24 protein-coding genes are annotated in these 23,731 nt (G+C 61.0%); 11 read left to right on the forward strand and 13 right to left on the reverse strand.

The features are described from left to right. The first annotated feature begins 27 nt into the window (after positions 1 to 27). Positions 28 to 1,125: a hypothetical protein gene (locus ATE40_RS09700; protein ID WP_084799148.1), complete on the forward strand. Its 1,098-nt coding sequence runs from the start codon at positions 28 to 30 to the stop codon at positions 1,123 to 1,125. Positions 1,126 to 1,319: 194 nt separating this feature from the next. After that, positions 1,320 to 1,568 (forward strand): hypothetical protein, encoded by a 249-nt coding sequence (locus tag ATE40_RS09705; protein ID WP_004930507.1) that lies wholly within the window; start codon positions 1,320 to 1,322, stop codon positions 1,566 to 1,568. Positions 1,569 to 1,727: 159 nt separating this feature from the next. On the opposite strand, the gene ATE40_RS09710 is transcribed toward ATE40_RS09705, so the two are convergent. Continuing rightward, a complete protein-coding gene (locus tag ATE40_RS09710) occupies positions 1,728 to 3,362 on the reverse strand; it encodes a peptide ABC transporter substrate-binding protein (RefSeq protein WP_026036095.1) in 1,635 nt (544 codons plus the stop codon). Between the two features lie 159 nt (positions 3,363 to 3,521). Then, the gene (locus tag ATE40_RS09715; protein WP_015378006.1) at positions 3,522 to 3,872 is read right to left on the reverse strand and encodes a hypothetical protein; all 351 of its coding nucleotides are present in this window, start codon (positions 3,870 to 3,872) and stop codon (positions 3,522 to 3,524) included. A gap of 206 nt (positions 3,873 to 4,078) precedes the next feature. On the opposite strand from ATE40_RS09715, the gene mpaA reads away from it, so the two are divergent. Beyond that, positions 4,079 to 4,786, forward strand: coding sequence for a murein tripeptide amidase MpaA (gene mpaA / locus ATE40_RS09720; RefSeq protein ID WP_063919560.1), 708 nt, complete (start codon positions 4,079 to 4,081; stop codon positions 4,784 to 4,786). 3 nt (positions 4,787 to 4,789) lie between these two features. Here mpaA and ycjG read toward each other — a convergent pair whose 3' ends face one another. Next, positions 4,790 to 5,764, reverse strand: coding sequence for an L-Ala-D/L-Glu epimerase (ycjG, locus tag ATE40_RS09725; RefSeq protein ID WP_063919561.1), 975 nt, complete (start codon positions 5,762 to 5,764; stop codon positions 4,790 to 4,792). A gap of 225 nt (positions 5,765 to 5,989) precedes the next feature. On the opposite strand from ycjG, the gene tpx reads away from it, so the two are divergent. After that, on the forward strand, positions 5,990 to 6,493 hold the full coding sequence (gene tpx / locus ATE40_RS09730) for a thiol peroxidase (RefSeq protein WP_019452663.1): 504 nt from the start codon (positions 5,990 to 5,992) through the stop codon (positions 6,491 to 6,493). A 57-nt stretch (positions 6,494 to 6,550) separates the two neighbouring features. Here tpx and tyrR read toward each other — a convergent pair whose 3' ends face one another. The 7 genes from tyrR to pspA form a co-directional block, all read right to left on the reverse strand. After that, positions 6,551 to 8,122 (reverse strand): transcriptional regulator TyrR, encoded by a 1,572-nt coding sequence (gene tyrR, locus ATE40_RS09735; protein ID WP_025159779.1) that lies wholly within the window; start codon positions 8,120 to 8,122, stop codon positions 6,551 to 6,553. A 313-nt stretch (positions 8,123 to 8,435) separates the two neighbouring features. Next, positions 8,436 to 9,497 (reverse strand): YcjF family protein, encoded by a 1,062-nt coding sequence (locus ATE40_RS09740; protein ID WP_019452665.1) that lies wholly within the window; start codon positions 9,495 to 9,497, stop codon positions 8,436 to 8,438. Then, entirely contained in the window at positions 9,494 to 10,891 is a 1,398-nt protein-coding gene (locus tag ATE40_RS09745; protein ID WP_063919562.1) for a YcjX family GTP-binding protein, read from the reverse strand. Before ATE40_RS09745 ends, ATE40_RS09740 begins: the two co-directional genes overlap by 4 nt. Next, positions 10,872 to 11,138, reverse strand: coding sequence for a phage shock protein PspD (pspD, locus tag ATE40_RS09750; RefSeq protein WP_025159780.1), 267 nt, complete (start codon positions 11,136 to 11,138; stop codon positions 10,872 to 10,874). The genes ATE40_RS09745 and pspD overlap by 20 nt, the downstream gene beginning before the upstream one ends. 97 nt (positions 11,139 to 11,235) lie before the next feature. Then, on the reverse strand, positions 11,236 to 11,595 hold the full coding sequence (gene pspC / locus ATE40_RS09755) for an envelope stress response membrane protein PspC (RefSeq protein ID WP_004930552.1): 360 nt from the start codon (positions 11,593 to 11,595) through the stop codon (positions 11,236 to 11,238). Continuing rightward, complete coding sequence (pspB, locus tag ATE40_RS09760) at positions 11,595 to 11,822, reverse strand: envelope stress response membrane protein PspB (protein ID WP_004930553.1); 228 nt, start codon at positions 11,820 to 11,822, stop codon at positions 11,595 to 11,597. The genes pspC and pspB overlap by 1 nt, the downstream gene beginning before the upstream one ends. 62 nt (positions 11,823 to 11,884) lie before the next feature. Then, entirely contained in the window at positions 11,885 to 12,550 is a 666-nt protein-coding gene (gene pspA, locus ATE40_RS09765; protein ID WP_019452667.1) for a phage shock protein PspA, read from the reverse strand. Positions 12,551 to 12,734: 184 nt separating this feature from the next. Here pspA and pspF point away from each other — a divergent pair, with 184 nt between their 5' ends. Further along, positions 12,735 to 13,742, forward strand: a complete 1,008-nt coding sequence (pspF, locus tag ATE40_RS09770) for a phage shock protein operon transcriptional activator (RefSeq protein ID WP_063919633.1) — start codon at positions 12,735 to 12,737, stop codon at positions 13,740 to 13,742. 194 nt (positions 13,743 to 13,936) lie between these two features. Here pspF and zigA read toward each other — a convergent pair whose 3' ends face one another. Genes zigA through folE2 form a run of 3 tightly spaced genes read right to left on the reverse strand, consistent with a single transcriptional unit; the run spans position 13,937 to position 16,611 of the window. Continuing rightward, on the reverse strand, positions 13,937 to 15,124 hold the full coding sequence (gene zigA, locus ATE40_RS09775) for a zinc metallochaperone GTPase ZigA (protein ID WP_063919563.1): 1,188 nt from the start codon (positions 15,122 to 15,124) through the stop codon (positions 13,937 to 13,939). A gap of 10 nt (positions 15,125 to 15,134) precedes the next feature. Then, positions 15,135 to 15,695, reverse strand: coding sequence for an LbetaH domain-containing protein (locus tag ATE40_RS09780; protein WP_063919564.1), 561 nt, complete (start codon positions 15,693 to 15,695; stop codon positions 15,135 to 15,137). Beyond that, positions 15,685 to 16,611 carry a GTP cyclohydrolase FolE2 gene (gene folE2, locus ATE40_RS09785; RefSeq protein WP_063919565.1) on the reverse strand — a complete coding sequence of 309 codons (927 nt, stop codon included), beginning with the start codon at positions 16,609 to 16,611 and terminating at the stop codon, positions 15,685 to 15,687. The genes ATE40_RS09780 and folE2 overlap by 11 nt, the downstream gene beginning before the upstream one ends. A 205-nt stretch (positions 16,612 to 16,816) precedes the next feature. Between folE2 and sapA the strand changes: the two genes are divergently transcribed. The 6 genes from sapA (at position 16,817) to ATE40_RS09815 (ending at position 23,714) form a co-directional block, all read left to right on the forward strand. Continuing rightward, a complete protein-coding gene (gene sapA / locus ATE40_RS09790; RefSeq protein ID WP_063919566.1) occupies positions 16,817 to 18,466 on the forward strand; it encodes an ABC transporter substrate-binding protein SapA in 1,650 nt (549 codons plus the stop codon). Continuing rightward, complete coding sequence (sapB, locus tag ATE40_RS09795) at positions 18,463 to 19,428, forward strand: putrescine export ABC transporter permease SapB (RefSeq protein ID WP_063919567.1); 966 nt, start codon at positions 18,463 to 18,465, stop codon at positions 19,426 to 19,428. The genes sapA and sapB overlap by 4 nt, the downstream gene beginning before the upstream one ends. Next, the gene (gene sapC / locus ATE40_RS09800; RefSeq protein ID WP_004930580.1) at positions 19,415 to 20,305 is read left to right on the forward strand and encodes a putrescine export ABC transporter permease SapC; all 891 of its coding nucleotides are present in this window, start codon (positions 19,415 to 19,417) and stop codon (positions 20,303 to 20,305) included. Before sapB ends, sapC begins: the two co-directional genes overlap by 14 nt. Next, positions 20,305 to 21,297 carry a putrescine export ABC transporter ATP-binding protein SapD gene (sapD, locus tag ATE40_RS09805; RefSeq protein ID WP_019452674.1) on the forward strand — a complete coding sequence of 331 codons (993 nt, stop codon included), beginning with the start codon at positions 20,305 to 20,307 and terminating at the stop codon, positions 21,295 to 21,297. The genes sapC and sapD overlap by 1 nt, the downstream gene beginning before the upstream one ends. Position 21,298: 1 nt before the next feature. After that, positions 21,299 to 22,111, forward strand: coding sequence for a putrescine export ABC transporter ATP-binding protein SapF (gene sapF / locus ATE40_RS09810; protein ID WP_004930589.1), 813 nt, complete (start codon positions 21,299 to 21,301; stop codon positions 22,109 to 22,111). A gap of 418 nt (positions 22,112 to 22,529) precedes the next feature. Beyond that, positions 22,530 to 23,714: a CMD domain-containing protein gene (locus ATE40_RS09815; protein WP_063919568.1), complete on the forward strand. Its 1,185-nt coding sequence runs from the start codon at positions 22,530 to 22,532 to the stop codon at positions 23,712 to 23,714. Positions 23,715 to 23,731 lie beyond the last annotated feature (17 nt).

Here is a 23,731-nt window from a genome sequence, read left to right on the forward strand (position 1 = left end):
AACATCAGCGCAAACAGAGGAGCAAAAATGGCGGGAAGTACTGAATCAGGCGCAATACATTCTGCATCGATCCTGACGGCTCTGCGCCGCCTGCTCAGTACCGTGGTAGCGGCCACGCTGTTCACCAGCCAACCGCTGCATGCAGAACCGACGCTGGGGCGCATCTCCACGCCTTTTCACGTAACGACGGCGGCCGGCGATGTCACTTACTATGTCGCCCATGAGCACAGCGTACAGCCGCGAAGCGCACTGGTGGTGATACACGGTCACCCGCGCGATGCCGCGAAAACGCTGCAGGCGGCGATCGACGCCGCGCAAGCAGCAGGAGCGGGAAGCGATACCCTGCTGGCCGCCCCGCTGTTCCAGGTACCGGAAAAACTCGCCACACACTGCCATTCCACCGGCCTGCCCCGGCCACAAGACGGCGATGCCCTGTGGCGCTGTGGCTCCTGGATCGAAGGCGGTTTGGATAATGGTGGGAAAACCGGTTCGTTCAACGCCATGGATAAGCTGTTGGCCGATCTGCACCGGCGCTGGCCGTCGCTGCAGACGATAACCCTGGCCGGTTTTTCCGCCGGCGCCCAGTTCGTGCAGCATTATGTTGGCTTCGCCAACCCGCCGGACGGAGTGCGTGTGCGCTATGTGGTGGCCGATCCCGGCAGCTGGCTCTATTTTGACAGCCTGCGGCCCCAGCCGACAAACTGGGAGAACTGCACCAGTGAAAAAACGTGCCGTTTTCACTGGCAAACGGCGGACGCCGGACAGTGTCCACAGGCCAACCGCTGGAAATACGGCCTGGAAACGCTTCCCGCTCACCTGCAGCTTAGCGCCGACGCGGCCCGCCGGCGCTACGCCGCCGCCGATATCACCTATCTGGCCGCCGCCGATGATACTGGCGCCGCACCGGGTGCCTACTATCGGATACTCGACAAGTCCTGCGCCGCCGAGCTACAGGGTCCCTATCGGCTGCAGCGCGCCCTGGCCTATGCTGACTATGATCGACGTTATCTGGCTCCGGATAAACCGCATCGGTTAACGATCGTACCCGGCTGTGGGCACAACGTCACCTGTGTCTTTCCGGCTCCGGCGGCCAGGCCGGCGCTCTTTCCCATTAATGCAGACTAATAATAACGGCAATGAAATAAACCACCGCCGATAAATCAGACAATATCGCCGATAAAGCGCTGGCAATGCCGTTATTATTATGACTTAACATATTGCTATCAATTTTAATTCAAAATGATAATAATAAATCAACACAAAGCTGTTTCAGCGCAAATTTTAGGGGCATATACTTTTCTCACTACGAGGAGGTAGTTATGTTACGCGACCATTTAAAAATAAACGCCAGCGATACGTTGGAAAAAATCAGCAATATTCATTTGCAAAACCAGGGCCAGGAAGAGATCAGTGAGTTTGTCGTGAAAAACGCCGCCGGCCTGCAAATTGGCAAGGTTTCCGTTCACGATCGTTTCAGCACCCGCCGCTCTTACCCCACCAGCTACCGCATCACTCAAACCGATATGAGCGGCCGCGTGGTGGTGGATGCCATGCGGGACTGCCTATAAGCGTAGCCGCACTCTGAAATAGCGAAACAATAATGTGATGATAGCCGCCCTGTTTATTATTAAACGGGGTTTATCGCGTGGAAAAATTAATTACCTTCGCCATTGCAGCGCCGAAAAAATAAAGCCCCCGCATTAGCCGGGGGCGATAAATAAACCGGTTCAGTGTTTGATGATATACATCGTCTGGCTGTAGGCCACGTCTTCCGGATTGGTGATCGGGTAGCCTTTTACCCACGGTTTGATCAGGCGGCCGTTAGTGTATTGATATATCGGCGCGATCGGCGCCTGATCGGCAATGATCTGTTCCATCTTGTTGTAATCGGCGGTCACCGCCGCCGGGTTGGTTTCCCGCCCCGCCTGCGCCAACAGCTTGTCATAGTCCGCGCTCTTGAATTTGGCGATGTTGCCGCTGTGGGTTGAGGTCAACAGCGACAGGAAGGTCGACGCCTCGTTATAATCCCCCACCCAGGAGGCGCGGATCACATCGAAATTGCCGGTATTGCGGCTGTCGATATAGGTCTTCCACTCCTGGTTTTGCAACTTGACGTCAATCCCCAGCTTTTTCTTCCACATCGAGGCCACGGCGATGGCGATCTTCTGGTGGCTTTCCGAAGTGTTATACAGCAGCGTCAGCTTCAGCGGGTTGTTCGGGCCGTAACCGGCCGCCTGCAGCAACGCCTTGGCCTGTGCGTCCAGCTCCGCCTGCGATTGCTGTTGCAGCAAGCTCGCTTCCGGTTTGAACCCGGCGGTCACGTCCGGCGTAAAGTGGTAGGCCGGTTTTTCGCCGGTGCCCAACACTTTTTCCGCGATAATCTTGCGATCGATGGCGTAGGACAAGGCCTGACGCACCCGCACGTCGTTGGTCGGCGCGCGCTGGGTGTTGAACGCGTAGTAATAGGTGCCGAGCTGATCCGGGGTGTACACCTGCCCCGGAATGTCTTTCAGCAGCTTCTGATACATATTTTTCGGGAAGGATTCGGTGATGTCGATGTCGCCCGCCAGGTAGCGCTTGGTGGCGTTGGATTCCTGATTGATCGGCACGAAGGTCACTTTGGTCAGCACGGTGCGCGCATGATCCCAGTAATGGTCATTAGGCGTCAGCACCAACTTCTCGTTCACCACCCGCTCCTGCAGTTTGAACGCGCCGTTGCCCACCAGATTGCCGACCTTGGTCCAGTCGTTGCCGTATTTTTCCACCACCGCCTTATTCACCGGGAACAGGCTGAAATTGGCCGTCAGGCTGACGAAGTACGGCACCGGCTTATCCAGCTGCACCTTCAGCGTGTAGTCATCGGGCGCCGACACGCCCAAGCGATCGGCCGGCAGCTTGCCGCTGATGATCTGCTCGGCGTTCTGGATCCCCGCCAGCTGGGCGAACCAGGCGAACGGCGACAGGTTTTTCGGCTCGACCAGCCGTTGCCAGCTGTAGACGAAATCCTTCGCAGTGACAGGGTCACCGTTTGACCAGCGCGCGTCTTTGCGCAGATGGAAAATATAAGTCTGGTTATCGCTGGTCTGCCAGCGGGTGGCGACGCCGGGGATCACTTTCCCGGTGGCGTCCTGGTTGACCAACCCTTCGAACAGATCGCGCGCCAGCTGCGCCTCCGGCAAGCCCACCGCTTTGATCGGGTCGAGCGAGGCCGGTTCGTCTTTAATGTGGCGCACGATTTCCTGTTTGTCCGCCAGCGCGGTGCCCGGGGGAACCTGCGCCGCCATGGCGCTGCTCATACAGGCGCCGATCGCCGCCGCGCAAAGCGCCAAACGAAAACCCCGTTGCATTTTTTTTCCCGTCATTGTGATTTGTCCCCCGTTAACCATCTGAATTTTTTATCATATAGCACAAGATCCGTCCGGCCTAGAGCCCGCGGCCGAGAAGTTGCAAAAAGTGCGATTCAGGCGATAAAAAACCCGTGCGGCGCAGGGCGGCACGGGTGGTGTTTACAGCAGCGGCCGTCAGTCGTACAGGTGGATGCTGTTGATGCGGTAGCTGAACTCTTCACCCTCTTCTTCATCGAATACGGTGAAAAAGCCTTTCTCGGCCAGCGGGCGGGCCGAGATATCGGTTTTTTGCAGCTGACGCGCGTCGGCGTCATCGTAGCCGTAGTCGAGATAGAAGGCATCTTTCTGATAATCGATGTGCAGGGTGAACGGATAGTTCGATTCGTCCCCGCGCCCGTCGTCGTTTTTCACCACGCCGAACCATTCCCCCTGGCGGATCTGGTTTTCAGCGTCCACGCCGCACAGCAGCGTGATGGTGTCATTTTCATTTTCGCTATAGCTGGCGATGATTCTGGCTACTGGCATGTTAAATCCTCTTGCGGGTGATTGGCTTAGCTCTGCCGTTAGTATAACAACAGCCTCAGGCCAGGTGCGGTTTAATTGGCGTTTTCGCCGCCGCGGCGTCACAGATCGCGCAAACGCCGCACAATTGCGATGGGAAAGATGCCGCAAAGCGTAATACACTGAATAAAATGACAATGACTCTCGAACTTTAACTCAGGGACAACACCATGACCGAACATCGACCGCGCAGTGAACGTGGCCAGTTGGCCGTCGCAGGAGAGAACTACGGCAGCTCGCTGCTGGGCGCGCCGCTGCTCTATTTCCCGGCGGCGGTCAGCGGCCCCGAGACCGGGCTTATCATCGCCGGCACCCACGGCGATGAGAGCGCCGCCATCGTAACCCTGTCCTGTGCGCTGCGCAGCATCGCGCCGAGCCAGCTGCGCCACCATGTGGTGCTGGCGGTCAACCCCGACGGCTGCCAGCTGGGGCTGCGCGCCAATGCCAACGGCGTCGATCTGAACCGCAATTTCCCGGCCGCCAACTGGCGCTCCGGCGACACCGTCTACCGCTGGAACAGCGCGGCGCCGGTGCGTGACGTCAAGCTTTCCACCGGCGGGCGCCCCGGTTCCGAACCGGAAACCCAGGCGCTGTGCCATCTTATTCATCGCCTGAAACCGCACTGGGTGGTGTCGTTCCATGAGCCGCTGGCCTGCATCGAAGATCCCGCCAGCTCGCGACTCGGCGTTTGGCTGTCGCACAAGTTCGAACTGCCGCTGGTAACCAGCGTCGGTTATGAAACCCCCGGTTCGTTCGGCAGCTGGTGCGCGGATCTGTCGCTGCCGTGCATCACCGCCGAATTCCCGCCGATCTCCGCCGATGCCGCCAGCGAGCGCTACATCGATGCGATGACCGAGCTGCTGACCTACCCGAATTAATCGCTACGGGGCGATATCGACGATCGCCCCGCATTCGAACGCCAGGCCCGGCTCGACGTCCCGCGCCAGCCAGGTCGGGCCGTCCAGATCGACGAAGCGCGCCGCCGGCGCCAGCGGCAAGGCGGCGGATATCGCCCGCGACGTGCACAACATGCAGCCGAGCATGATGGCGAACCCCTGTTCGCGCGCGGCCTGCGCCAGCGCCAGCGCCTCGGTCAAGCCGCCGGTTTTGTCCAGTTTGATGTTGACCATCTGATAGCGCTGCGCCAGCTGCGGCAGATCGGCGCGGGTATGGCAGCTTTCGTCGGCGCAGATCGGCAGCGGATGAATGAAATGCTCCAGCGCGGCGTCGTCACCGGCAGGCAGCGGCTGCTCCAGCATCGCCACACCGAGATCGGCCAGCAACTGGCAGCGCGCCGCCAGCCCTTCCGCCTGCCAGGATTCATTGGCGTCGACGATCAGCGTCGCCTGCGGCACCGCAGCGCGGATCGCCACCAGCCGCTCGCTGATATAGTGATCGTCGAGTTTGATCTTCAGCAGCGTGGCGCCCTGCCGCGCCAGTTCGCGCGCGGCGAAGGCCATTGCCTCCGGCGTGCCGATGCTGACGGTCTGCGCCATGCGAATCTGCGCCGGCGCCGTCACGCCGCTGCGCTGCCACAGGCTCTGTTCGTGCAACCTGCACTCCAGATCCCACAACGCCGAGTCCAGCGCGTTGCGGGCGGCGCCCGCCGGCATCTGCGTCAGCAGCTGCTCGCGGGTCATGCCCTGCGCGATCGCCGGCGCCATCTCAGCCAGCTGCGCCATCACCGACTCCTCGCTCTCGCCATAGCGCGGATACGGCGTGCATTCACCGACGCCGCGCACCTCCTGCTGTTCGATTTCGACCACCACCACCCGGGCTTCGGTGCGGCTGCCGCGCGCAATCACGAAGGCGGTATGCAGCGGCCAGGCTTCCGGGTAAAAACGCATGTCTCTCATAACGGCTCCTGAGCGAAAACCGCGCATCCAGGCGGGTGGATGCGCCGGTGATGTTTTATAGAACAGCCTAATATATACAACTATTTAGCAAACTTTGATATCCAATCCGCCCCGGTTGTCATAAACTGTCGCCAGGGTGTGAACCTGATGTTAACTGCCGTTACCGGCGCACCGTTTCATCAGGTTCATACCCTTTGTATAAACACCTGTAAAAGGAATCTAGCAATGACTCAGACAGTACATTTTCAAGGCAATCCGGTCGGCGTAGCGGGCAAGCTGCCACAGCAGGGCGAACAGGCCAAGGCCTTCTCGCTGGTTGCCAAAGACCTGTCAGACGTAGCGCTGAGCAGCTTCGCGGGTAAACGCAAAGTCCTGAACATCTTCCCAAGCATCGATACCGGTGTCTGCGCGACGTCGGTGCGTAAATTCAACCAGTTGGCCAGCGGCCTGGATAACACCGTGGTGCTGTGCATCTCCGCCGATCTGCCGTTCGCGCAGTCGCGTTTCTGCGGCGCGGAAGGCCTGAGCAACGTGGTCACCCTGTCCACCCTGCGCGGTGCCGAATTCAAGCAGGCGTACGGCGTCGAAATCGCCGAAGGTCCGTTGGCGGGCCTGACCGCGCGTGCGGTCGTGGTTCTGGATGGCCAGGACAACGTGCTGTACAGCGAGCTGGTGAACGAAATCACCACCGAGCCAGACTACGACGCGGCGCTGGCTGCGCTGAAATGACAAAGCCGGCGGATGCCGGCTTTGGATACACGTTAAAGGCGCCGCAAGGCGCCTTTTTTATTCTTCGCCTTCGGCGCCGCCCTTGCGGCTGCTCAGGCCATACTCGCGCAGCTTGTTGGCGATGGCGGTATGGGAAACGCCCAGCCGTTTCGCCAGCTTGCGGGTGCTGGGATAGGTGCGATACAGACGCGTCAGCACCGAGCGCTCGAAACGCTTGCTGATGTCGTCCAGCGAACCGTCCAACACCTCGTCGCCCAGCGACATCTCCACCTCGAACTCCGGCAGCACGATATCCTGCGGCCGCAGCTCGTAGCCTTCGGTTTGCGTCAGCGCGCGGTAGATGGCGTTTTTCAGCTGGCGCACGTTGCCCGGCCAGCCGTATTTGCTGAGGAAACCGCCCAGATCGCTCGCCAGCTTGGGCCGCGCTACGCCCTGCTCGTCGGCGAAGCGCGCCACGAACAGCTCGGTCAGCGGCATGATGTCCTGCGGACGCTCGCGCAGCGGCGGGATAGTGATGGTCAGCACGTTGAGGCGATAGTAGAGATCTTCGCGGAATTCGCCGCGCTGCACCAGCTCGGTAAGGTTTTTCTGGGTGGCGCAGATCACGCGCACATCGACATGCACCTCATGCTCTTCACCGACGCGGCGGAAGGTGCCGTCGTTGAGGAAGCGCAGCAGTTTGGTCTGCATGCGCGGCGACATCTCGCCGATCTCATCCAGCAACACCGAGCCGCCGTTAGCCTGCTCAAAGAAACCCTTCTTGCCTTCCAGCGCATTGGGATACGCGCCCGGCGCATGGCCGAACAGTTCGCTCTCCACCACGTCATCCGGCAACGCGGCGCAGTTCAGCGCCAGGAACGGCTGTTTGCCGCGCGGGCTGCGCAGATGGCAGGCGCGGGCCAGAATATCCTTGCCGGTACCGGTATCGCCGACGATCAGCAGCGGCGCGTCGAGCATCGCCAGTTTGCGCGCCTGCTCCAGCACATGGCGCATCTTGGCGCTCACCGCGACGATGTGATCGAATTCGGTATCGTCGTTCACCGACAGATTTTGCAGCTGGCGGCCCATGCGCGCGGTGGACTTCAGCATCACCACCGCGCCGACCGCGGCCGGCTGCTGCTGTTCGTCTTCCAGATAGATAGGCGTGATGTCCATCAGGAAGTCCTGGCTGCGGATCACCACCCGTTCCGAGTGCGGCGCCGTCTGCTCGCTCTCCAGCCAGCGGCTGAAGTTATAGCCGCCGATCAGCGCGCCGGCGGTCTGGTTGCGGATTTTGTCTTCGTTCAGGCTGAACAACGCCTGCGCCGCCGGGTTGGCCAGCTCGACCTTGCCTTTCATATCGATGGAGAACACCGGTTCCGGCATCGACTCCAACAGTGCACGCAGCGCGCGATGTTCGCGTTCGGAAGGCATAAAGCTGACGGTGCGCACGTCGGTCACGCCGGCGATGCGGCGGATCTCCGCCATCAGCGCGCGGAAAGTATCGAAATCCAGCTGGGAGAAGTTGAGGTAAATGCGGCCGATGGGATCGATCTCGATGCCACGCAGGTCAATGCTGCGCGATACCAAAAGATCGAGTAATTCTCGAGTGAGACCGAGACGGTCTTCGCAAAATACTTCCAAACGCATCAGTGTTGGCCTTATCTCTGCAGGTGCGGGGATCGTTGACGATGATGATACTCCCTCACACCGGGCGGTAGAAGCGATCTGTCAGCAAAAGTTGACAGAACTCTGATTTATTGCCGTGGCTGCTGATTTTAAACGCAAGTGAATAACAGCATCGGCGTCATTTTAGCCATCAAACAGAGAGTTATCACAACAAGAATTAATATGGCAGATATTTATCACGCATTTGCAGGGGGATCGACTATCGTCAAGTCTTGATTACGTCCCGCGCCGGTACCGCTCAGAAAACGGCGCTCTCGCGAGCGCCGTAGCGAGGTTATTTGGCCTTGCCGTCGTTTTTTTTCAACGTGTCTTTCAACTGGCCGATCAGTTGGCTGCGGAAATCGCCGAGCTTCGGTTTTTCCCCTTCCAGCCACGGCAGCGGACGGCACAGTTCCATCGCCTTGATGCCCAACCGCGCGGTCAACAGCCCGGCGCCAATACCCTGCGCCGCGCGCGCCGACAGCCGCGCCGCCAGATCCTGCGACATCCAGTCCATCCCCACTTCGCGCACCAGCTCGGAGGCGCCGGCGAAGGCGATGTTCAACAACACCAGTCGGAACAGGCGGATGCGGCTGAAGTAGCCCAGCTCGATGCCGTACAGCGCGGCGATGCGGTTGATCAAGCGGATGTTGCGCCAGGCGATGAACGCCATGTCCACCAGCGCCAGCGGGCTGACGGCGATCATCAGCGTCGATTCGGCGGCGGAGCGGCTGATTTCGCGCCGTGCCTGGTTGTCCAACACCGGCTGCACCAGTTTGGCGTACAGCTCCACCACTTCGCGATCGTTCTGCGTTTCATGCAGCGACGCCTGCCAGCGCTGCAGCGCCGGATGCCCCTGATCCAGCCCGGCCTGGCGCGCCAGCTTCTCGCAGAATTCGCGTCCTTGCCCCAGCCCGTGGCTGTGCAACAGCTCGCGCGCCACGTCGCGCTCCTCCGCACGCTGACGCAGCCGATACAAACGCCGCCACTCGGTGACTACCGAACCGACGCCGGCGAACACGATCAGGCCGCCGGCCACGCCGCCGCCCATGGCGATCCAGTCCTGCTGCACCCAGGCGGTATGCACCCACTGCACGCCCTGCGCCACCACGCTGACGCCGAACAGCGCCAGCCCGGCGGTGACCATTTTGCGCCACAGGCTGCGTTTCGGCTTTAGCGCAGCGTTGATGATGCCCTCGGCGCGCCCTTCTTCCTCTTCCTGCTGCAGCTCCGGCGCCGCCGGAAAGAAGCTTTCCGCCTGCTCGGCGTCGAAAGCGACGCCGGCGCGCAACGCCGGCTCCTGTGGCGGCTGCAGCGGCTCGTCAAAATCGATACGCGGTTTGATCGGCTCGCTCATCGCAATTTGTCTCCCAGTAAAAACTCCATCACCGCATCCAGCCGGATGTGCGGCAACGGGCTGTCCACGCTCATGGCACGCGGACGAAACTCATCGAAGCGGAATCCCTGGCTCTGCCAGAACGCCGGCCCCGGCAGGCGCGCCGGCACTTCGCCGGGGAACACCGTCAGCGGCGCACCGTCGCTCAGGCGGTTACCCTTCAACGCCGGAATGCGCTGCCCCTGGTGATCGACGATGCCGCTCTCGGTCGCCTGCACCGAGGCCAGGCCGACGCAATCCATGCTGATGCCCTCGAACGCCGCGTTCTGCCACGCCTCTTGCACCAGCTGTTGCAGCAACGACACCAGATTGGCGTGCTGATCGGCGGTGATATGGTCCGCCTTGGTGGCGGCGAACATCAGTTTGTCGATGGTCGGCGAGAACAGGCGACGGAACAACGTACGTTTGCCGTAATGGAAGCTCTGCATCAGTTGGGTCAGCGCCAGGCGCATGTCGTTGAACGCCTGCGGGCCGCTGTTCAGCGGCTGCAGACAGTCGACCAACACGATTTGCCGATCGAAACGAACGAAATGCTCTTTGTAGAAGTTTTTGACGATCGACTGGCAGTAGTAGTTGAAGCGAGCGCGCAGCATGCCGATGTTGGTGTGTTTATCGGCCTGCGCCAGCTTCGATTCACCGACTGCGGCCACATCGGGCCACGGGAAAAACTGCAGCGCCGGCGCGCCGGCCATGTCGCCCGGCAGCACGAAACGCCCCGGCTGAATGAAGTGCAGCCCTTCGCTTTTGCAGCGCAGCAGATAATCGGTGTAGGCCTGGGCGATCGCCGCCAGGCGGTTTTCATCGGCCGGGGCCAGCGGATCGCAAGCCTTGCACAGCTCAAGCCAGGGTTTGGCCCATTCGGCGCGTTCGCCCTGCAGCAGCCCGGTCATCTGACGCGACCAGGCCAGGTAATCCTGCTCGAGCATCGGCAGATCCAGCAACCATTCACCCGGATAATCGACGATCTCCAGGTACAGCGTCGAGGTGTCTTTGAAGTGGCGCAGCAGCGAGTCGTTGGAGCGGTAACGCAGCGCCAGACGGATTTCGCTGACGCCGCGCGTCGGCGTAGGCCAGGCCGGCGGCGTGCCGTAAAGCTGCGCCAGCCCTTCGTCATAGGTGAAACGCTGGATGCCGAGATCGCGCTGCGGGATGCGTTTGACGCCCAGCAGGCGCTCTTCGCGCACCGGTGAAAACAGCGGCATGCGCGCGCCGCTGTGCACATGCAGCAGTTGGTTGACGAAGGCGGTGATAAAGGCGGTTTTGCCGCTGCGGCTCAGGCCGGTCACCGCCAGGCGCAGATGGCGATCCATTCCGCGGTTGACCAGCGAGGTTAACTCATTTTGCAGTCGTTTCATTGCTCTCCTTGACGTAACGCCCGAATGCCTTGTTCAGGCCTTTACGGAACAGCGGTTCCAGCACCAGCGCCAGCACGAAGCGCACCGGTTTGCGGCCGACGGTCTTCAACAGCCAGCCGGCGGCGCCCGCCGGGCCATAGTTCAATAACGCTATGATGATGACTTTAGCCAATGTCTTCAACATTGCCGCCGCTCCTCGTTTAAATCCACCCGTTCTGACGGTGTTCGCGACATCGATTTTATTCATGACAATGCCCTCCGGCACAAGACGATTAAGTTTACATTCAACGGGATAACGGCGGCGCAGATGCCCGGCCAGCGCAGGCCGGGTATCGCAAGAAGGGTTACAGCTTGCGGAAACGGCTCTGTACGCCGAAGGTATCGGACGTCACATAGCGCTCGACCTGACGCAGCTGCTGTTCGCCGCTGCCCAGTTCATACTCCAGCTGATCGAGCAGCTGGCGTGGCGTCTTCTGATGCTCGCCTTCAAAACGGCTGGCCGGCGCTTCGTCCAACACGAACACCAGCGCGATATAGGCCACCAGCGTGAAGAAGAACAGCCCGAAGAACAGCGACAGCACCACCATCACGCGGATCAGGCGCACCGGCACGTCGAAATAGTGGGCCAAACCGGCGCAGACGCCTTTCACCATGCCTTCTTCGGGAACGCGATAAAGCTTTTTACTGCCCAGCGTTGTGCTCATCAGGACTGTCTCCAGTTCGGGTGTTCCGCATCGAGGATCTCTTCCAGCGCCTGAATGCGTTCACGCATGCGTTTGGCGTCTTCCGCCAGCTGCGCCAGGCGCTGCATTTCTTGCTGACTCAGCTGGATGCCGGTCTGTTGCCGATTGCTGTAATGCAGCCAAAGCCAAATCGGCGCGACAAACAGCACGAAAATTGTCAGCGGAATGGCAAGTAATAAAGCACTCATTGTTATTCCTTCTTATCGGGTCCTGGGTAGCGGCCACCTCCGGCGTGTGGCCGCGGTTCGCCTTACTCGGAGCGGTTCATCTTGGCTTTCAGCGCCGCCAGTTGCTCACTGATGGCGTCGTCGGCTTTCAGCTCGGCAAACTCTTGCTCCAGCGACTTCTTTTTACCGATGCTGATGCTTTCCGCTTCAGCTTCCATGTGGTCGATGCGTCGTTCGAACTGTTCGAAACGCGCCATCGCCTCGTCCAGCTTGCCGCTGTCGAGCTGGCGGCGCACTTCACGCGAAGATGACGCGGCCTGATGGCGCAGCGCCAGCGCCTGCTGCCGCGCGCGAGTTTCGGTCAGCTTGTTTTCCAGCTCGCCGATTTCGCTCTTCATGCGCGCCAGCGTTTCTTCTACGGTCGCCACTTCCTGCGTCAGCGTGGCGATCAGATCGGCAACCTTCTGTTTTTCGATCAGCGCCGCGCGGGCCAAGTCTTCTTTATCTTTACGCAGCGCCAGTTCGGCTTTTTCCTGCCAGTCGCCAACCTGGTTTTCACCCTGCTCGATGCGACGCAGCAACTGCTTTTTTTCCGCCAGCGCGCGCGCCGACGTGGAACGAACTTCGACCAACGTGTCTTCCATCTCTTGGATCATCAACCGCACCAGCTTTTGCGGATCTTCTGCCTTGTCCAGCAGAGTGTTGATGTTGGCGTTCACGATGTCGGCAAAACGAGAAAAAATACCCATAATTCACTTCCTCTTGATTCTGATGGCGTCTGAAGCGCCGCGTTAAGTCGTACAGCTTGCCCAAGGATATAATCAAAACCCGTGCCAACTTTTATTTGATTGAAAAACAACAACATTTTATTTTTGACTCTCTGTGAGCTTGCTGTAGAGTGATTATTTTCACCAAACATTGGCGAATTTCATCATGAACGAGCAGCCAGAGAATTTGTTGGGCGAAGCAAACGCCTTTGTCGAAGTGTTGGAGCAAGTCTCCCAGGTCGCCAAGTTGAACAAACCGGTACTGGTGATCGGCGAGCGCGGCACCGGCAAGGAGCTGATCGCCCACCGCCTGCACTACCTCTCCAACCGTTGGCAAGGGCCATTCATCTCGCTCAACTGCGCGGCACTGAATGAAAACCTGCTGGACTCCGAGCTGTTCGGCCACGAGGCCGGCGCCTTTACCGGTGCGCAGAAACGCCATCTGGGCCGCTTTGAGCGCGCCGACGGCGGCACGCTGTTCCTGGATGAGCTGGCGACCGCGCCGATGTTGGTGCAGGAGAAATTGCTGCGGGTCATCGAATACGGCCAGCTGGAGCGCGTGGGCGGCAGCCAGCCGCTGCGGGTGGATGTGCGGTTGGTGTGCGCCACCAACGACGATCTGCCGGCGCTGGCAGCCGCGGGCAAGTTCCGCGCCGATCTGCTGGATCGGCTGGCGTTCGACGTGGTGCAGCTGCCGCCGCTGCGCCAACGCCGGCCCGATATCATGCTGCTGGCCGAACACTTCGCCATTCAAATGTGTCGCGAGCTGGCGCTGCCGCTGTTTCCCGGCTTTACCGAACGCGCCAGGCACACGCTGCTCGGCTATGGTTGGCCAGGCAACGTGCGCGAACTGAAAAACGTGGTTGAACGCTCGGTCTATCGTCACGGCGACAGCGACCACCCGCTGGATGAGATCGTGATCAACCCGTTTGCACCGCGCGAGGCCCCGCCGGTCGCGCTCCCGCTTGAAGGAGCCGGCGCGCTGCCGGCGCTGCCGCTGGAGTTGAAAAATTGGCAGTTGGAGCAGGAGAAGGCATTGATCGAAGCGGCGTTGCAGCAAGGGCGGTTCAACCAACGCAAGGCGGCGCAGCTGCTGGGGCTCACCTACCACCAGTTGCGCGGCATGCTGAAAAAACATGCGCTGCTGCAAAACGGCGAAGCGGATGAGGAATAGTGGGCAAAAAAAAAGCCAGCACCCGAGCTGGCTTAAAAAAACACTGGAAGCAATGTGAGCAATGTCGTGCCTTCCACATCAGAGCCGCAAACTGTGGCCTTCCGTGAACTGCCAGGCGATGATAATAGTTATCAGTATCGTCTGTAAAGCACTTTGTTGAGAATTTTTCTCATTACCACACGAAGATTGCGCAATTACCACTCAGGGAACGGGTCCGCCATATCCAGCCAATAGTCCACGCCGGCGGCCATTTCGTCGTCGCTCAGCAGGCAATCGTCCAGCAGACGCGCGATCGTCGCCTGCTGCAGATGCTGGCCGATAAACACCAGCTCCTGGCGCATGTCGCCGAACGGCTCCACCCATTTTTCCTGAATATGCGCCCTCGTTTCGGGATCCTGCGGCCAATTGTCTTGTGGAATGGCGCGCCAAAAGGTGCCCGCCAGACCATAGTGGGCGATGCCGCCGGCCTGGCTCCACTGCCCGGCCAGCCGCGGCCGCGTCGCCAGCCAGAAAAAGCCTTTCGAGCGCAGCAGCTGGCCGCCGCCCCAATCGCCGTTGATCACCCGGTAGAACTTGTCCGGCGCAAAAGGCCGCCGCGCCTGATAAACAAAGCTGCTGATGCCGTAGTTTTCCGTTTCCGGCAGGTGTTCGCCGCGCAGTTCTTTCAACCAGCCGGGTGCCTGCTGCGCCTTTTCAAAGCTGAAGCTGCCGGTATTCAGCACCGCCTCCAGCGGCAGTTTTCCCGGCGCGATCGGCACAATGCGGGCGTCGGGATTCAGGCTGGCCAACAGCGCCATCACTTCGCCCTGCTGCGTTTGCGTCAACAGATCGGTCTTGCTGACCAGAATCACGTCGCAGAACTCAATTTGCTCAATCAGCAGATCCGCCACGCTGCGCAGATCGTCCTCGCCCAGACTTTGGCCGGCCTCCTGCAAGCTTTGCGCCTGTTGATACTGCTGGATGAAATTCACCCCGTCGACCACCGTCACCAGGGTATCCAGCCGGGCGAACTGCGACAGGCTTTCGCCCTTTTCGTCCTCAAAGGTAAAGGTTTCCGCCACCGGCAGCGGCTCGGAGATACCGCTCGATTCGATCAGCAGGTAATCGAAACGCCCGTCCTGCGCCAACTCGCGCACCGATACCAGCAGATCTTCGCGCAGCGTGCAGCAGATGCAGCCGTTGCTCATCTCCACCAGCTTCTCTTCCTGGCGATCGAGATGCACTGCATTTTCCACCAGCGCGGCGTCGATGTTCACCTCGCTCATATCGTTGACGATCACCGCCACGCGCATGCCCTGCCGGTTGTTCAGGATATGGTTCAGCACCGTGGTCTTGCCGGCGCCGAGAAAGCCGGAAAGCACGGTCACGGGAAGTTGCTTCATGGGAACCTCATTAAAATTCATTGCGTAATGCCTGGTAACCGCGCACCAATTCGACGTTGGTGGCGGCCACTTCTTCGGAGAATTGCAGCGCGCCGCGATCGACCTGGCGATAACGCGACAGGTCGCTGTCCGGCCCCACACGCTCGGTTGACGGGATATAGCGGTTTTCCGGCAGCGTCACGCCGTCCACCACCGCGTTGTAACGCACTACGCAGCCGGACTGAATGTGGCAGTTGAACAGCACGCTGTTGAAACCGATAAACACCCGATCGTCGATGCGACACGGGCCATGGACGATGGCGCGGTGGGCGATAGAGCTGTAACGGCCGATGGTGACCGCCGCCCCGCTTTTGGAGTGGATCACCACGCCGTCCTGAATATTGGAATGCGAGCCGATGACGATCGGCTCCATGTCGCCACGGGCGTTCAGCTCGTCGGCACGGATCACCGCATAAGGGCCGACGTAGACGAAGTCTTCGACGATCACCCGGCCGCATAGAATGGCGGTGGGATCGATGTAGGCCAGCGGCGAGACTTGCGGCAGATGGCCGCTGGGATTTTTACGCAGCATGCTGCTCTCCCCGCCAGCTCAGCTTCGCCACCGCATTGTGGGCATGCAGGCTCTCCTGATGTTCGACGCGCAGCGAGAAGGCGCGGTAGTCGCACTGGCTGCGCAGCATGCGATACAGACGCCGCGCCGCATCCTCGCAAAACATCAGGTTCTGGCCGTTAGCCAGCGCGAAGGCCTGCTCATCGCGGCGTTTCACCAGCGTTTGCACCGGCGTGCCCAGCGCGTGTTCGATGCGGTCGATCAGTTTTACCGGTTCGAACGCCCGGTCATTATCCGGCGTCACGGTGACCCAGGCCCAGCTGCGCTGGCTGTGTGGCGTGGCCGGCATGCCCTGCTCCAGCAGCCAATCGCTCACCTGCCGTTGGCTGACACGCTCCGCCGCCTGTTCAAAGTCAAACTGAAACTGTTGCTGCGCCAGCTGGCGGCTGAGCGCCGCCGAACTCGGGCAGGTGGAGGAGTAAGGCACGCCGACGGTCAGCGCCAGCGTCAGTGTGTTCGCCAGCGCCGCCTCGATGCGCAGCGGGTAGGCTTTCCAGCCGCGCTGCGGCGACAGCAGCGCCGGGCGCGACAACAACAGCTCGCCGCTGAGCGTCAGGTTGGCGCGATCGCTGTGCTCCGGCTGCGAATCCAGAAAGGCCTGCAGCGTCCGGCCGATGCGCTGCGGCGTCAGTTCGCCCTGCGTCAATTCGTCCAGCGCCAGATACAGCCGCGACATGTGAATACCGCGTTCGCCCGCCGCTTCGGCGCGCAGGTTGATGCCGGCGTCGACTTTGGCCATCAGTGGCTTGCCGGCCAGCTCCAGCGGCAGTGCGATCCCTTGCATCCCGACCCAATCGAGCCCGACATCACTCATTTCGCCGCGCCATGCCTGAGCGTCTGGCAGCGAACGGCGTGGTGGAAGTGCAACTTCGTTCATACATCCCCTTGCGTTATTGTGACTTTGCCGGGGAACGGTAACATGATTTTGTTATGTTATAACATATCAAATAAAATTTTTTTCACGTCGCGAACCGCCTTGCTTAATCAAGTAGCAGAAAACTCAGCGATTTTGCTCAATGGATTGGGCTGCTGGTCAGAGTGCGATACACTAACGCTATTGCTGATTAAACCCATGAGCCTCTATGCGTGGTTTACCCCTTTGGATACTGTCGTTGTGCCTGACGGGCTCTGCCCTGGCCGCGACCACACCGCCCGCGCCCGTCGCGGCGCCGCTGCCGGACATTCGCCAGAGCGGCTTTGTCTATTGCGTCAGCGGCATACTGAATACCTTCAACCCGCAAATGGCCAGCAGCGGCCTGACGGTGGATACTCTGGCCGCCCAGCTGTACGATCGCCTGTTGGACGTCGACCCGTACACCTATCGTCTGATCCCCGAACTGGCGCAAAGCTGGGAAGTGCTGGACAACGGGGCCACCTACCGCTTCCATCTGCGTAAAGACGTGCCGTTCCAGACCACCGCCTGGTTCACGCCCACCCGCAAGATGAACGCCGACGACGTGGTGTTCAGCTTCGCGCGCGTATTTGACCAGAAACACCCGTATCACGACGTTAACGGCGGCGAATATCCCTATTTCGACAGCCTGCAGTTCGGCGATTCGGTACAGAGCGTGAGAAAGCTCGACGACTACACGGTGGAGATTCGTCTGCAGTCGCCGGACGCCTCGTTCCTGTGGCACCTGGCCACCCACTACGCGCCGGTGCTGTCCGCCGAATACGCCGACGTGCTGACGCGCGAGGGCCATCAGGAGCTGATCGACCGCGAGCCGGTCGGCAGCGGCCCGTTCCTGCTCAACGAATACCGCTCGGGGCAATATATTCGTCTGGCGCGTAACGCCGTCTACTGGAAAGGCCTGCCGCGCATGCCGCAGGTAGTGATCGATCTGGGGGCCGGCGGCACTGGCCGCCTCTCCAAGTTGCTGACCGGCGAGTGCGACGTGCTGGCCTATCCGGCGGCCAGCCAGCTGTCGATTCTGCGCGACGATCCGCGCCTGCGCCTGACGCTGCGCCCGGGGATGAACATCGCCTATCTGGCGTTCAACACCCGCAAACCGCCGCTCGACAACCTCAACGTGCGCCAGGCGATCTCGCTGGCGATCAACAATCAGCGCTTGATGCAGTCGATCTATTACGGCACGGCGGAAACCGCCGCCTCGATCCTGCCGCGCGCCTCCTGGGCTTACGACAACGACGCGCACGTCACCGAGTACGATCCGGCCAAATCGCGCGAGATGCTGCGGCAGGCCGGCGTCGGCCAGCTGAACCTGAAGCTGTGGGTGCCGACCGCCTCGCAATCTTATAACCCGAGCCCGCTGAAGACCGCCGAGCTGATCCAGGCCGATCTCGGCCAGGTGGGCATCAACGTCACCATCGTACCGGTGGAAGGCCGCTTCCAGGAAGCGCGCCTGATGGAGATGAACCACGACCTGACCCTGACCGGCTGGGCCACCGACAGCAACGATCCGGACAGCTTCTTCCGGCCGCTGCTGAGCTGCGCGGCAATCCGTTCGCAAACCAACTATGCTCACTGGTGTGACCCGGGCTTCGACGAGGTGCTGCAAAACGCGCTGCTGTCGCAGCAACTGTCTCAGCGCATCGATAACTACCGCAAGGCGCAGAAAATTCTCGAGCAGCAGTTGCCGGTGCTGCCGCTGGCCTCTTCCCTGCGCCTGCAGGCCTACCGTTACGACATCAAGGGATTGGTGCTGAGTCCGTTCGGCAACGCCTCGTTCGCCGGGGTGTACCGTGAATCCGCGCCGGAGGTGAAAAAGTGATTATCTTTACCCTGCGCCGCATCCTGCTGCTGCTGATCACGCTGTTTTTCCTGACGCTGGTAAGCTTCAGCCTGAGCTATTTCACGCCGCGCGCGCCGTTGAACGGCGCCGCCCTGCTGGACGCCTATCAGTTCTACTTCGTCAGCCTGCTGCACTGGGACTTCGGCGTTTCCAGCATCAACGGCCAGGCGATCAGCGAACAGCTGCGCGAAGTGTTCCCGGCTACCATGGAACTGTGCCTGCTGGCCTTCGCCCTGGCGCTGTTTATCGGCATTCCGCTGGGCATCATCGCCGGCGTGCTGCGCGGCAAGTGGCAGGACACCGCCATCAGCACCTTCGCGCTGCTGGGCTTCTCAATGCCGGTGTTCTGGCTGGCGCTGCTGCTGATGTTGTTCTTCTCGCTGCATCTGGGCTGGCTGCCGGTTTCCGGCCGTTTCGACCTGCTGTATCAGGTGAAGCCGATCACCGGTTTCGCGCTGATCGACGCCTGGCTGTCGGATTCGCCGTACCGCAACGAGATGATCGGCAGCGCGCTGCGCCACATGATCCTGCCGATCGCCGCGCTGGCGGTGGCGCCCACCACCGAAGTGGTGCGCCTGATGCGCATCAGCACCGACGACGTGCTGAGCCAAAACTACATCAAGGCCGCCGCCACCCGCGGCCTGTCGCGCTTCACCATCATTCGCCGCCACGTGTTGCACAATGCGCTGCCGCCGATCATCCCCAAACTGGGGCTGCAGTTCTCCACCATGCTGACGCTGGCGATGATCACCGAAGTGGTTTTCAGCTGGCCCGGCCTCGGCCGCTGGCTGATCAACGCCATCCGTCAGCAGGACTATGCGGCGATCTCCGCCGGCGTCATAGTGGTCGGCACGCTGGTGATCACCATTAACGTCCTGGCCGACATTCTGGGTGCGGCAACCAACCCGCTGAAACATAAGGAATGGTATGCCCTTCGATAACGTATACCGCGAAAAAAAGATGCCGAGCCCGCTGCGCTACACCTGGCGGATTTTCTACGGCGACGCGCTGGCGATGATCGGTTTTTACGGGGTGATCGCCCTGCTGCTGCTGTCGCTGTTCGGCAGCCTGCTGGCGCCCTACGCGCTGGATCAGCAGTTCCTCGGTTATCAGCTGCTGCCGCCTTCCTGGTCGCGTTACGGCAATGTGTCGTTCTTCCTCGGCACCGACGATCTCGGGCGCGACATCCTCAGCCGCCTGTTGACCGGCACCGCCGCCACCTTCGGCTCGGCGCTGGCGGTGACGCTGGCCGCGGCGTTCTGCGGGGTGATCCTCGGCGTGTTCGCCGGCGTCACTCACGGGCTGCGCTCGGCGGTGCTCAACCACATTCTCGATACCCTGCTGTCTATCCCGTCTCTGCTGTTGGCGATCGTGGTGGTGGCGTTTATCGGCCCCAAACTCGAACACGCCATGCTGGCGGTGTGGCTCGCCTTGTTGCCGCGCATGGTGCGCACCATCTACAGCGCGGTGCACGACGAACTGGAGAAAGAGTACGTGGTGGCGGCGCGGCTCGACGGCGCTTCCACACTGCAAATCCTGTGGTACGCGGTCATGCCGAACATCGCGGCGGTGCTGGTGACCGAATTCACCCGCGCGCTGTCGATGGCCATTCTGGATATCGCCGCGCTCGGCTTTCTCGATCTTGGCGCGCAGCTGCCTTCGCCGGAATGGGGAGCGATGCTCGGCGATTCGCTTGAGCTGGTGTACGTCGCACCCTGGACGGTGATGCTGCCCGGCGCGGCCATCCTCGTCAGCGTGCTGCTGGTCAACCTGTTGGGCGACGGTATGCGCCGCGCAATCAATGCCGGGGTGGAATAATGCCGTTACTCGATATCCGCAATCTGACGATTGAATTTATGACCGCCGAAGGGCCGGTCAAGGCGGTCGACCGCGTCAGCATGACGCTGACCGAGGGCGAGGTGCGCGGCCTGGTGGGCGAATCAGGCTCCGGCAAGAGCCTGATCGCCAAAGCCATCTGCGGCGTGACCAAAGACAACTGGCGCGTCACCGCCGATCGTTTCCGCTTTGACGACATCGACCTGCTGCAGCTGAGCCCGCGCGAACGGCGCAGGCTGGTGGGCCACAACGTGTCGATGATCTTCCAGGAACCGCAGTCCTGTCTCGATCCTTCCGAGAGCATTGGCCGCCAGCTGGCGCAAGCCATCCCAGGGTGGACCTACAAGGGCCGCTGGTGGCAGCGCTTCAACTGGCGCAAACGCCGCGCCATCGAATTGCTGCACCGCGTCGGCATCAAGGATCACGACGACATCATGGGCAGCTTCCCGTACGAGCTGACCGAAGGCGAATGCCAGAAAGTGATGATCGCCATTGCGCTGGCCAACCAGCCGCGTCTGCTGATCGCCGATGAGCCGACCAACGCCATGGAGCCGACCACCCAGGCGCAGATTTTCCGGCTGTTGGCGCGCCTCAATCAGAACAACAACACCACCATTCTGCTGATCAGCCACGACCTGCAAATGATGAGCAAATGGGCCGACCGGGTAAACGTGTTGTACTGCGGGCAAACGGTGGAAAGCGCCCAGTGCGAAGAGCTGTTGGCGGCGCCGCACCACCCGTACACCCAGGCACTGATCCGCGCCATGCCGGACTTCGGCCGCTCGCTGCCGCACAAGAGCCGGTTGAATACGCTGCCGGGCGCCATTCCTTCGTTGGAACACCTGCCGATCGGCTGTCGTCTGGGGCCGCGTTGCCCCTACGCGCAGAAGAAATGTATCGAAACGCCGCGCCTGCGCCCGGTCAAGAACCACTTCTTCGCCTGCCACTTCCCGCTGAACATGGAGGAGCAATAACATGGAAACGCTGTTGGAAGTGCGCAACCTGAGCAAAACCTACCGCTATCGCACTGGGCTGTTCCGCCGCCAGCACGTTGAGGCGGTGAAATCGGTCAGCTTTACCCTGCGCGAAGGCCAGACGCTGGCGGTAATCGGCGAGAACGGCTCCGGCAAATCCACGCTGGCGAAGATGCTCTCCGGCATGGTGGAGCCGACCGCCGGCGAACTGTTGATCGACGATCATCCGCTGGAATTCGGCGACTATCGCTACCGCAGCCAGCGCATTCGCATGATTTTTCAGGATCCGAGCACCTCGCTCAACCCGCGCCAACGCATCGGCCAGCTGCTGGACGCGCCGCTGCGGCTGAACACCGATCTTGAGCCCGCCGAGCGCGAGCAGCGCATCAACCAGACGCTGCGCCAGGTCGGCATGCTGCCGGATCACGCCTACTACTACCCGCACATGCTGGCTTCCGGGCAGAAACAGCGCGTCGCGCTGGCGCGTGCGCTGATCCTGCAGCCTAAAGTGATCGTCGCCGATGAGGCGCTGGCCTCACTGGACATGTCGATGCGCTCGCAAATCATCAACCTGATGCTGGAATTGCAGGAAAAACACGGTATTTCCTATATCTATGTCACCCAGCACCTCGGCATGATGAAACACATCAGCGACCAGGTGCTGGTGATGCACGAAGGGGAAATCGTCGAGCGCGGCAGCACCGCCGAAGTGTTGGCGGCGCCGCTGCACGAGTTGACCAAGCGGCTTATCGCCAGCCACTTCGGCGAAGCGCTGACCGCCGACGCCTGGCGGCGCGACGGCGGCCGTTTCTGAGTTACGGCCTCACTTCCAAACCCGCTGCGGCGGGTTTTTTATTGCCGCGCGCCTGCCGCTTAGCGAGAAAGCGCACATACAAATTACATTATTGTTATATATCCTTATATTTTATTCCTTTCAGTTATTGATTAGTCCGTAACATTATTTTATCTCGCCAGGGCGATCGGTGAGGATATCCCCTACGTTGCGCTTCTCATACGACAGGATATCGCACTGATGAACAGCATTCGCCATCGCCGCCTCACGCAGTTTCTGCTCACCCTGGCCGCCGGTTTCTCTGTTTACGGCCACGCCCTGTGCTGCGATGAGCTGCGCTAAATCCGCCTTTCGCCCCGCCTGCGGGCATGTTGCCTCTTTGTCCAGCCGTCGCTGCCAGCGCAGCGGCGGCTGTTGATCATGATTAAGGATTGACCCTATGGAACGACTCCGTCGACAACATAACGCCCAGTGGTATCACGAAACCCAAAGCAGCGTGCGCGGCGATGCGCCGTTGGAGCCGCAGGCGGCCACCCATCGCGATCGTTTTCTGCTGGGGCTGGGCGCCTTTGCCGATGAAGCATTAAACCATGCGCTCAGCGCCCGCTCCGGGGTGTTCAGCGCTTCGCTGGCCGGCTACCATGCCCTGTTTCCCGACCATGTGCCGCTATCGCGCTACGTGACATTGTCACCCTACGATCGCCTGAGCACCGCCCTGACCGTCGCTCAGGTGACGGGGGTGCAATCGCTTTGTAGCCACTACGCCGCCCGCCTCGCCCCGCTGCATAGCCCGGACGCCTCCCGGGAAAGCAATATCCGCCTCGCTCAGATCACCCAATATGCCCGTCAGCTTGCCAGCCAGCCCACGCTGATTTGCCGCAAGGCGCTGCAACAGCTTGGCGACGTCGGGCTGAGCCCGGCGGATATCGTTACCTTTTCGCAAGTCATCGGTTTTGTCAGCTATCAGGCGCGCGTGGTGGCAGGCATCGCGGCGTTGGCCGGCCGGCCGGCGGTGGTGGTTCCCGGTTTCCCTAACGTCGAAGACGCCGAGGGCGTCGCGTTCAGCGCCGAGGAACTGAATTGGACTGCGCGCCTGCCGCCGATCGACGCGGAAAACGCCGCCGCCGAACAGCTCGATGTGCTGGATCAAAGCCACCCGCAGGCGCGAGCCGAGTCTTATTACCTGCTGCTGGCCCACGACGCCGCCACGCTGCGCGAACGCAACGGCGTATTCAATGGCATCAATGCCGAAGGATATGGATTGTCGGCCCGCCTGAAGGCGCTGGCGACGCTGGCGGTCTCGCGCATCAACGGCAGCCGCTACTGCGCGGCGACGGTGGCGCAAGAGCTGCAGGACGACGGACTGGCCGAGGCGCTGTTCGCCGGGCTGCCTCAGGGATTGGCGTATAACGAAGACGCGGTAAAACGCGCGGTGATGCGCACCGCCGCCGACTTGACGCGTGCGCCGGAGAAGTTCACTCCGCAGAGCGTGCAGCCGCTGTTCAACAGCGGCCTGGATCAGGCACAGGCACTGGAGGTGATCCTTACCACTGCGCTTTACGCCTGGGAAAACCGCCTGCGCCAAACGCTGGGCGATGCCGAAACCTTCACCGTCTCCGACTGAATAGCGCTTGCGGCCTT

It is taken from the genome of Serratia surfactantfaciens (assembly GCF_001642805.2).
Classification (GTDB): Bacteria; Pseudomonadota; Gammaproteobacteria; order Enterobacterales; family Enterobacteriaceae; genus Serratia; species Serratia surfactantfaciens.